Here is an 11,039-nt window from a genome sequence, read left to right on the forward strand (position 1 = left end):
GGTGTTGTTTTTTACAGCGGCCTCAGCAGCACGAAATGCTCCACCAGGCGCACCATCAATTCTTTCTGCTCAGGCAGGCTCTCGGCCACCAACAGCGCCAGCGCTACCAGCGTGTTGTCATTGATCAACTGCTCCACCGGCCGCGCCAGCAGGTGCTGGTTCAGTTGCAGATACCAGAGAAACAAAAACGAACCACTGCGCTTGTTGCCATCGGCCAGCGGGTGGTTCTTGATGACGAAATACAGCAGATGCGCCGCGCGGCTGGCCACGTTGGGGTAGAACCATTCATCGCCAAAACCTTGCTCGATGGTGGCAATGGCCGAGGCCAGGCCATCGCCGCGCAGTTGGCCGAACAGCTCGGTCGCCTCGCCCTTGGCCATCAGCGTGGCCTTCAACTGCGCGATGGCCGCCAACACATCATCCAGCTCCAGGGCGCGCATGTCGGTCTGACGTGCGCTCTGCTCCTGCAGGCTTTGCTCATCGTAGCCCTGCAGCAGGCTCCAACTGCGGGCGTAGTCGCCGATCACCTGGAGCACGGCCCGGCCTTGGTCATTGACCAGTTGCTGGTTGGCCAGGGTGCGCGACAACAGGCTCACCGCCTGCTCAAACTCGATACCGCGCTCCGCCAAACGGCGCTGGTTGAGGGTGTAGCCTTCGACCAGATGCGCCTGCAACACCCGTGTAGCCCACTGACGGAACTGGGTAGCCCGCCTGGAACTCACGCGATAACCCACGGAAATGATGGCATCCAGGCTGTAGTGCTTGATGCGCCGACGCACCTGGCGGATACCTTCCTGACGAACCACTAAGAAATCCTTAGTGGTTGCCTGCTCGGCCAATTCCTCATCCCTGAAGATGTTTTTCAGGTGCATCAAGACGTTTTCAGGCGTGGTGTCGAACAGCTCGCCCATTTGCGCCTGGCTCAGCCAAAGCGTGTCGTGCTCCAGCGCGACCTGCAGCTGTGCCTGGCCGTCGGCCGAGGTAAATAGCTGGATCTGCTGGCTTATGGCCGGCTGGTAAGGCGCCTCCTGGCTGTCCGCCATTTACACGGCCTCCGCTTCTTCTATTTTGGGTGCTTGCGCGCGGGCCGGTGGTTGCCAGCCTCGCACGTCGATTTTGCCGGTGACGACGGCGGAGATTAGGGCGGAACGGCGTTCTTGGAGCAGTTCAACGCTCTCGCTTGCCTGCTCAAATAGCGCGGACATCTGATCGAGTTGGTTCCTGATAAAGCTGCTGATCCTGCGCTGTTCGTCAATTTCTGGAATTGATATCTGAAAACTCATTATCTGTTCAGGACTGATATGCGGAACGCTAACCCCAGTTAAATCAGGCTCTACATATGTCTTAAATAGCTCTGACGCGAGCAAGCAAAACAAATATTCGTCATCAAGCTCTGCAATTGGGCTAATGGCAGCCACACGCTGAAGAAGCAGGCACGGCATATCTTCTTTTGTCACTCGGGCGATCCGCATTCCCTCACTGATCCATGGCCGATCCATGCCGAGCACGATTTGCCCTTCCTCCATGAGATAACTCGAAAGGTTATCGCCCTCACAGAGGCTCCAGTAAACGGTGTCGATCCACTTAAGCGAGCCGACTCCAATATTTGCCCCACGTAGAAGCCGCACATCTGATTCGTCATGAGAGAAAGATGCAGACGGAAAAGGAAACCCCGTCTTGATTTGTGCGTAGTGGCTAAGCTTGGAAACCTTCCAATGCGCCGGCACCTCGCCCAGCCACTCCACACCGGAGTCCTTCATCGGCACAGTCGGGTCGAGGCCTTTGGTGACGGCGTGGGAGATAACGGCCTGGCGCTTTTCCTTGAGCAGTTCGATCAGGCGCTGCTGCTCTTCGATCAGCGCGTCTATGCGGGCGGTTTCGTGGTCGAGGAAATTGCAAATATTTGCCTGCTCGCCTCGGGGAGGAAGCGATAGCTCAATATTCATAAAGGTTTCTGGTCTTACAACCTTTCTTAGTCCGGTATAAAAAGGCCTAAGCCCTTTGCGTAAATCGATAGCAAAGTAGCAATAATAAATAAATCTTGGGTCCGCAGCCGGAAAGGCTCTGGCAACCGTGTATGCACCGGTGATCATCCCGTAGTCGCTGGAAATTCCGACCGTGCGAGGTGTCTCATCAATATCAAACAGACAGAAAACAATATCGTCTGGCTCAACTGTTTGATATGTGTCGAACTCAGCTGGAAATTTACCTTTCCCGCTTTCCATATCTCGGGGAATCACCCCTCGAAGAGTAAGTGACAATAGCTGAAAATCTTTGGACTTGCTCCCCACAAGCGTGGACACAATTCTAAAAGCTTGCTTGTTTCGTCTAACGACCCAATGTTCAGGCACCTCTGGTAGCCATTTCACGCCCGATTCTTTGTACGCGGGGTACGCTGGAAAACTCATGCCGACAGCCCCTCAATCATCTGCTTGATGCGGTCGGTGCAGGCTTTTAGGTCGCGGTCGATTTCTTCCAGCGGACGCGGTGGCTGGAACACATAAAAGTGGCGGTTAAACGGAATCTCGAAGCCAACAATACCGACCTCGCCGTCCAGCGCATCGGTCTTGCTTTCGTCGATCCAGGCATCCGGTACATGGGGGATGACTTCACGCTGGAAGTAGTCGTACACCGACTCGCCCAGCGGCACGTTCTCGTTATCGCGCAGGCCGGCGTCGGCTTCCGGCTGGCCTTTGGTGGTGCAGATGTCTGCCTCGGGGTCGCGCTCGCTCAGGGCGCTCATCAGTGCTTTGAGTTCCGGCGTACTCAGGCTGACGCTGTGCGCGGTGAGGGCTTTTTTCAGCAGCTTGCTGAACTGCTCGCGGTTGCGGTGCAGCTGGCTGGAGTCCATCGAGTGCAAAGCAGCCAGCAGTTGTTGCTGGGCGGCGCTGTCGAGTTTCTGCAGGGCTTTTTCTTCCAGCACTTTGCCGATGCGTTCGGCGCTGGTCTGGAAGTTCAGGCGCAGCGGGCGTTCGACGGTGATGCGGCGGTAGCCAAAGGCGTCGATGGGGAAGATTTTGCTCTGCGCGGTTTGCTCGAAGCTGCCATACAGGCGCACCAGTTCGCTGATTTGATCCTCAGTGATGTACTGGCGCTTGCTGCCCAGCGACTTGCGCATTTTGGCGTAGTGCTGGCTGCCGTCGATCAACTGCACCTTGCCCTGGCGCACGGCGGCCTTGTGGTTGGAAAGAATCCACACATAGGTGGCGATGCCGGTGTTGTAGAACATGTCCGTCGGCAGCGCGACGATGGCTTCGACCAGATCGTTCTGCAGCAGGTAGCGGCGAATTTCCGACTCGCCGGAGCCGGCGCCGCCGGTAAACAGCGGCGAGCCGTTGAGGATGATGCCGATGCGCGAGCCACCGTCGCGCGGGTCACGCATCTTGCTGACCAGGTGCAGCAGGAACAGCAGCGATCCATCGGACACGCGCGGCAGGCCGGGGCCGAAGCGACCGTCGAAGCCCTTGTGGCTGTGCTCGTCGGTGATCTGCTTCTGCACCTTCTTCCACTCCACGCCGAACGGCGGGTTGCTGAGCATGAAGTCGAAGCGCTTGTCGGCGAGCTGGTCGTTGGACAGGGTGTTGCCGAGCTTGATGCTGGCCACGTCCTGGCCCTTGATTAGCATGTCCGCCTTGCAGATGGCGTAGGACTCGGGGTTGAGCTCCTGGCCGTGCAGGGACACGGTGACCTTTTCGCTGATGGACTGGATGTACTCGTCGCCCTCGGAGAGGAAGCCGCCGGTGCCCGCAGTCGGGTCATAGATGGTGACGATGCTGTTGGGCGCGAGCTTGCCGTCCTGCCCGGTGATCACCAGCGAGGTGGTCAGGTGCACGATATCGCGCGGGGTAAAGTGCTCCCCGGCGGTTTCGTTGGAGCTTTCGGCGAACTTGCGGATCAGCTCTTCGAAGATGATGCCCATGCCGAAGTTGCTGATGCGCTCTGGGCTCAGGTCGGTGGCAGCGAAGCGCTGCACCACTTGGTACAGCAGGTTGGCGCTGGCCAGCTGCTGAACGAAATCCTCGAAGTGAAAGTGCTCGAAAATCTCGCGGGCGTCCTTGCTGAAGGAGTGCACGTACTTCATCAGGTCGTCGGCGGTCTGGGTGTCGGATAGGGTGCCAAGAGTAAGCGGCGAGGCGTTGAAAAACTGCTGGCCCGCGGCGCGCAGCAGAATCATTTCGCGCACAGTATCGGGACGGCCTTCCTGCGCGTAGGTCTGCTTGACCACCTCATCCTTGGTCGGAGCCAGCACGCATTCCATCCGCCGTAGCAGGGTGAACGGCAGGATGATGCGGCCGTACTGGGACTGTTTGAAGTCACCGCGCAACAGGTCGGCAATCGACCAGAGAAAAGCGGCCGTCTGGGAATGGTTTTCCGTGTTCACGCTACAGCTCCCGGGTATCGAGCAAAGCCGCTACTTTAACCCGAGGAGATCACCAAGAATTAGACTAATGCGAACCCAATCCCTTCCACGCCATTGTCACTACCAACTGGTACGCAAAAGTTGGTACGCAAGGTGGTACGCACGAAATAGCCATCTTTTGGAAGGTACTCTGAACGCATCAGTCCACAATATTCACATGCCCCTTCCCTGCTCAAAGCAATACAGCGTGGATGCTCACGACGGTGGTATCCAGCTTAGTATCCACATGGCTGGGAGTCGCGAACGTGACGGCGAGCCCTCCTATGAGCTCATTCAGTTTTGTCAGGGACGGTTATGGACGTGAATATGGATCGCTACGAGGGTTGTCTACTGGGCTTGGCCTGTGGCGACGCTGTAGGCACAGCAGTGGAGTTCGTGCCGCGGGGGCGGTTTGCGCCATTAACAGATATGACTGGAGGCGGGAAATTCAGACTTCTCAAAGGAGAATGGACAGACGACACCTCGATGGCGCTGTGCCTCGCGGAAAGCCTGATCGAGTGTAACGGCTTCGACCCACTCGACCAGATGCAGCGGTACTGGCAATGGGCTGATCAGGGGCACAACTCGTGCCGGCCACATGCTTTCGGCATTGGAAAGACCGTTGCGGCAGCGTTGACCCGCTTTCACCGAACCGGCGAACCTTACTGCGGCTCAACGGACCCCAGCTCATCGGGCAATGGCTCGCTGATGCGGTTGGCACCTATTCCCATGTACTACCTCAACGACCCGGACCGAGCGCTGGATTATGCGGCCCTGGGATCGGCCACTACACACGCATCAGAAGAGTGTCTCGCCAGTTGCCGCTATTTCGCGTCGGTATTGTTACGAGCGTTAGCCGGTGAACGAGACAAGGCTAAGCTGTTCCCAGCTCGCCTTGAGTTTGACGCCCCGGAGACAATGAAACGGATCATCGAGCAGCGTTTTCGCCATGCGTCAGAAGCAGAAGTATCTGGGTCCGGCTATGTGGTGGAAAGCCTTGAGGCTGCGCTCTGGTCTTTTTGGCATACGGACAACTTCCGGGACGCGATACTCGCGGCCGCGAATCTTGGCGATGATGCGGACACCACAGCTGCGATATGTGGGCAGATAGCTGGTGCGTATTACGGGAGCAGCCAGATCCCCGAGGACTGGATTAGCAGTTTGTACCGGGGTGAAGACATCCGGCGGATAGCTCACCAGCTGGCACAGCTGAAGCAACACGAAGCGAGTTGACTATCAGTCTGCTATTTCGAAACGGCAAACGAAGCTACTCAAAAATAAGGGTACAAGAATGCTTGGATGGCTCTCTGAACGAACCCGGATGGCAAAGATTGCTGGGCTATGGATGGATGCAACGCGACTCGACCCCGGCGATGGCGGGCAAATAGCCACGATGGCTTCAGGTCTGATAAAGACCGCCAACATGAGGACAGAGGACGCCTGGCTAACATCTCTTGGCAACTGGACTTTCAATCACCCTGATCCAGAGGCCCAGTTCATTCTCGCCAGCGGGCTTGTTCGGTTCTTAGATATCTACGGCCACAGCGCTGGACTAAGCCCCGAGTGTCGCAACGCCACTAGGGAACTTGCCGTAGAGCTCGCTGCCGCTACCGCAATTTTCAATCCGGCAATCCGCCTAGCAGGCGAGCGCTTTGCTGAACAGGAAAGGCTTGAGACATTGGAAGAACAACGCAGGCTTGAAGCCAAACGCATCGAAAAACATCTCCTCAATGCTGAACTGCTGTCCAGAGCTCAGCATTCTGGCAATAGGCAATCAGAAAGACCGACTGAGTCGAAACCTAGGAATACCGCTGGCTTAATAAGTAAGGCCGAGGCCTATACCCATGCTATTGAATTTTTGAGCCTTCAGCTCTGTGATGAGGGATACGCGATCAAGTGGATGGGCGAAAGCCGGGGCGACATTCCCAGCCTGATCATTGAAAAAGGCACCATTATTTTTCATGTACTGCTGCATGTGGACATCTGGCCTGCGCGTACAACCCCTGCGCCCTTCGTACTGGAGAGATTCCAACAGGAAGCTACAGCTGCGGGTGCATACCTGCGTTATGCGGGATTGATAGCTTTAAACAGGCGTGCCAAACAGGGTCATGAAAAATCGGAGATAACCGCAGCTAATATTGGCTTTAGCTTTGACGGCCTTCAGAGCTTAGGAGCTTGACGGCAGTTCAGCTCCTGACCATAACGAGCCACTGCACCGGTTGTGGCTTCACTCCGAAGTTTGTGGAAGCCTGTGGCCCTCGGTCGTCAAATGTCGATTTACGCTGAGGCGCTTGTGGGCACGACCAACGAACAAGGCTGCAGTGAGTAGTTGTCGTGTGAGTAGGCCGGAGCGTGCTTTGGCCAGTGAGGACAGCAACGGAAGCGTCATGACGGCTCAGTTAGACGACTCGCTACGGTAACTGCACCGGGTGACCATTATCGCGATAGTCAAAATGGTACGCAGTGATCGGTACGCAGCTTGGTACGCACGGAAACTTCCATTGGCAGGGACAACCGCTAGGATTAACAACTGCAGGTTAACAAGCTAGTTAACACGGATTCCTAGTGCTCGCGACTTGCGTCAAGCTCTCGGTCGAGCAGTATCCAAGCCGGTATCCAACGAAACCGAACTATCAGCCGTCGGCGATAGCAGGCAACCAAATGGGTCAAACCGGAAGCTGGCTTAGCCATGCGTCTAAAAATCCTCAGCACTTCTGCTATTAACGCGCCATCACGCTTTACCGCAATCTTGCACCTCGCTACTGTGATGGGAACGCAGTCACAGTATTGCCGCAAGACACCAGGGATGGACTCCGCAAGCTTAGCAGCGCCTCAAACGCATCCAGCCTTCGCCCTCCTACCTAACTGTCCCGACGCGACAAGCTCGGTCTGCATCTACCTATACGTTTTTCTCGATGGATGAGTTAGATGACAGTGCAATCTTCGGCCAGCATGCCTTTGACAGCCAATGAACGGAAACTCGTACAGGATTGGATACTGGACCTGGTTCCCGGCGACGGGACGGCAGTAGGTAACAAGACGCTAAAACAGCGGCTTGAAGAAAAAGCAGAACTTCACGACTTCGGAATCGCCGACGATGATTACTGGTCAGTCCGTGAAGAATTGATTGGCCAGGGCAAGCTGCAAAAAGGAAGCGGTCGGGGCGGCTCGGTGTACCGCGTCGACAGCAGCTGGAGACCGAGCAGTCAGCAACCTCGACCCGACGAGCCATCCAACTGGGAGGATCTCGACGATGCTGCCAGCGACAGTCCAGAAAGCTTGGAGAAACTTCGCAGCCGCCTGCTAGATCTCAGCGCTAGAAACAGGCTCCTGAATTTTTCGCACGCACGGTCCAAACGTTTCGCGCGGATCATCGACGAGCTCCCCGATCATCTGTTTGAGACGTTAACCGCCGAAGAAACGATGCGCTTCGCGCCGGTACCCGAGCCAACGGAGCGACAGCTGATCGAGCACGGCTACCTTAAATACGACGAGCAAACCGGCAGTGTCAGCGAGCTGAAAAAACCGCCAACAGCGGAAACGTGGGCGCAGGTCCTAGGCATGGAAACAAGCTATGAACTGCCAACAGGATCGGATGCCCCTAGCGGGAAACACGCTGACGATGCCATTCAAACGCTTTACTACCCAGCCGAGCTTGAGTCACGCCTGCAGATTCTGCACGCGCAGTCGCGACTCTCGTTGGATGAAACCGGCGCCAACATTCTTTATTTAGCGCTCGGTTTCCTCGAATGGGACGAGTCGATAGCCGGAAAAGACAGCTCGCGCCTGGCACCCCTGATGCTGCTGCCCGTCCGCCTGGAGAAGGGGAAGCTCAACTCCAAAACAGCGACCTTCGACTATGAGGTTCTGTACACCGGCGAAGACATTCTCACCAACCTCTCGCTCCGGGAGAAGCTACGCCGCGACTTCGGAATCGCACTGCCACGTATCACCGACGATATCCTGCCAGAAGAGTACTTCGCCCGCGTACGGGAGACTGTTCTCGAAGTGAAGCCTGATTGGAAGCTGCACCGCTTTGCTTCCCTTGGTTTGTTCGAGTTCGGCAAGCTGATGATGTACCTCGATCTGGAGCCAGGTAAAAACCAGGCGTTACTGCAGAATAGTCTGGTCCAGCGACTAATTGGCCTCGTAGATAGCCAAAGGCCCGAATTTGCTGCCAGTACTTTTAGCTCCGAGCATGCCATTGACGAGCTTCAGGAAGTTCATCAGCTTTACCCGTTGATCGATGACGCGGACAGCTCACAGCACAGTGCGCTCGTCGATGTAATGCGCGGCGAGGACTTGGTGATCGAAGGGCCGCCTGGCACAGGTAAGTCACAGACCATCACCAATATGATCTCCGCAGCAATGGCACAGGGCAAAAAGGTGCTATTCGTGGCGGAAAAACGCGCCGCGCTAGAGGTCGTTAAAAATCGACTCACACGTGCAGGATTAGGGGAATTCTGTCTGGAGTTGCATAGCCACAAAAGCCAGAAAAGTGCAGTAGCCGCCAGCATTGGACAACGCTTAAGCAACCGAGGCAGCTACCGTAAGCCCGGCCAACTGAATGATTTGATCAAGAACTACGAACGGTTGAAGGAGCAGCTGAACGAGCATGTCCGGCAGTTGCACACCCTCTATGCCGACACCGGACTCACAGCTCATCAGATCCTAATGCAAGCCACTCGCCTACGGGAAAGCCTGGCGATCCGTCCAGCCGACCTCCACCCCTCGGATGCAACCAGCCTGGATAGGAATCAAGTCCATGAGCAGGCTGGGTACTTCGCCCATGTGTACACCAAGACCATCGAGGAGGCCGGCCAGAGCGGCCAGCTTGAAACGCATCCATGGTTTGGCTGCACCAAGACACAAATAGGCGGGCTAGAAAGATCCGACATCTTGCTCCAGCTGAAAAAGGCCATAGGGGCTTCAGAGGAGTTAGACGCAGCATGCGGTAGGGCCTCGGCCGACCTTAAAGCACCTGAGGTCGCATCGCTCTCGCCCAAAGCGCTCCAGCAGCTGGCCAGTGCATTATCCGCGATGCCCATCCCCAAAGGAGACGAAGACTGGGACTTGATCAACCGACTCGATGCTGCCAGCTGCGAGGCGCTACAAGCTTGGCTAGAAGGCATGGATCAGCTGATGGAGGAGCAAATTGGGCTGAACCAGGCTCTGCACCCTAGCGTAATTGACTCTCCTCATGCCCTAGAAGCAATCAAAAACTCCTGCGCACAGATACGGCAGCACAATGACCGTAGCGAGCTGAAACTGGATAACCTCTTGGAGTTGATGCAGAAAGCCCAAGAGATCATTGACGAGGCACCCAAAGCCCAACTACTGATTCAAACCATTGCGAAGACATCAGCCACGCAGTCGCTCAGGACGGACAAGCACGGCATTGAGCAACTCGCCCTCCTGCTGGAGCTCCTGCTGCGAATGCCCATTGCCTTGTCGGAATGGCGCCACAAACGCTTCGAAGAAGCTGCACTGGATATTATGTTGCCTGAGCTCAGCGAGCTTATAAGCAGCATCACACAGCTCGAAGAAAAGTGCGCCAGCGTATTCACACTTGGTCGGCTACCGGACCACACGAGACTTGAAGACCTGCAGCGAGTGCTCGAAGACAGCTCGCTATTTCGCTGGTTCAAGAGCAGTTGGCGCGCAGCCAAGGCAGAAATTCTTGGCATGGTACGACCAGGTATTAAGCTGAAAGCAGCTATCCAGATGCTCCCGGACGGAATTTCCTACAAACAAAGCCGCAGCCGACTAGCGACTGACTCAAGTTATCGGGAAGCCCTCGGGGAGCATTTTAGAGATACAGAAACTAAAACTGACGATCTGATTGCCCTGCGCAACTGGTATCGCACACTGCGAGATAAGTGTGGCCGGGGGTTCGGCGGCAACGTTTGGGTTGCCGAGTATCTACTAAAGGAAAATGCGCAGGTGCTGGAGCGCCTGCTTGGCGATGCCGGAGCGCTGAAGGAATACCTCTCGGACGTACTATCCCATCGTGATGAATTAGAAAGCGTGCTGCCGTTAGATGTGCACCAACTGAAATCCGAGGACTTGCTGGCCCCCAACGGCCTCTATCTGCGCCTCATCAAAGATATCGGTAGCGCCCTCAACACCCTTCTGCCGCTTATTAGCGAACAGGCTCCTACAACTGGCCGAGTATTGGCGCTCGCCCACTCCGTGGAGAGCTGGCAGGAGCGTGCCGCAGCGCTGCAGAACAATGCCGAACTACTGGCGTGTCTTGAAGGCGAAGAGTTACCCCGCCTCGATAACTTAGCTGAGGCGCGTGGACGCCTGATCGCCTGGCGCCACACAGTATCGTTCGTTCGCCCGATTATGGCCCTGTCGATACGGCACCTGCTGATGACCCAGCTCTCGGCAGCCACCACCAAACAGGCCGAACAACTCGTCACAGGCTGGAACGGCCTGAGCCAACAGCTAGCTAATGTGCTGCAAGTCTGGGAGCAGACATTAGCCGGTTTAACCAGCAAGGCCGAAATAGATCTGAACTGACCCTGATTTTACGGACACCTCGAATGTGACTATACCGTCAGAGAGGAAGGTGTCCCATGACCGACAAACGTAGGTATCAACGCTACAGCCCAGAGTTCAAGCGAGAGGCTGTACG

Annotated in this window: 6 protein-coding genes; 3 read left to right on the forward strand and 3 right to left on the reverse strand. The window is 56.2% G+C overall.

What is annotated here, in order from left to right:
- Positions 1–11: 11 nt before the first annotated feature.
- The 3 genes from rhuM to CXK91_RS21720 are packed head-to-tail and all read right to left on the reverse strand — an operon-like array spanning position 12 to position 4,381.
- Complete coding sequence (gene rhuM, locus CXK91_RS21710; RefSeq protein ID WP_103458070.1) at positions 12–1,043, reverse strand: virulence protein RhuM/Fic/DOC family protein; 1,032 nt, start codon at positions 1,041–1,043, stop codon at positions 12–14.
- On the reverse strand, positions 1,044–2,408 hold the full coding sequence (locus tag CXK91_RS21715; RefSeq protein ID WP_103458071.1) for a restriction endonuclease subunit S: 1,365 nt from the start codon (positions 2,406–2,408) through the stop codon (positions 1,044–1,046).
- A complete protein-coding gene (locus tag CXK91_RS21720; protein ID WP_103458072.1) occupies positions 2,405–4,381 on the reverse strand; it encodes a type I restriction-modification system subunit M in 1,977 nt (658 codons plus the stop codon). The genes CXK91_RS21715 and CXK91_RS21720 overlap by 4 nt, the downstream gene beginning before the upstream one ends.
- 345 nt (positions 4,382–4,726) lie before the next feature.
- On the opposite strand from CXK91_RS21720, the gene CXK91_RS21725 reads away from it, so the two are divergent.
- The 3 genes from CXK91_RS21725 to CXK91_RS21735 all read left to right on the forward strand — a co-directional run bounded on the left by CXK91_RS21725 (position 4,727) and on the right by CXK91_RS21735 (position 10,924).
- Positions 4,727–5,632: an ADP-ribosylglycohydrolase family protein gene (locus CXK91_RS21725; protein ID WP_336440733.1), complete on the forward strand. Its 906-nt coding sequence runs from the start codon at positions 4,727–4,729 to the stop codon at positions 5,630–5,632.
- Positions 5,633–5,720: 88 nt separating this feature from the next.
- The gene (locus tag CXK91_RS21730) at positions 5,721–6,578 is read left to right on the forward strand and encodes a hypothetical protein (protein ID WP_103458074.1); all 858 of its coding nucleotides are present in this window, start codon (positions 5,721–5,723) and stop codon (positions 6,576–6,578) included.
- Between the two features lie 749 nt (positions 6,579–7,327).
- Positions 7,328–10,924, forward strand: a complete 3,597-nt coding sequence (locus CXK91_RS21735) for a DUF4011 domain-containing protein (RefSeq protein WP_258035667.1) — start codon at positions 7,328–7,330, stop codon at positions 10,922–10,924.
- The last annotated feature ends 115 nt before the right edge of the window (positions 10,925–11,039 follow it).

This window comes from Stutzerimonas stutzeri (assembly GCF_002909485.1).
In the GTDB taxonomy this organism is placed as follows: domain Bacteria; phylum Pseudomonadota; class Gammaproteobacteria; order Pseudomonadales; family Pseudomonadaceae; genus Stutzerimonas; species Stutzerimonas stutzeri_AH.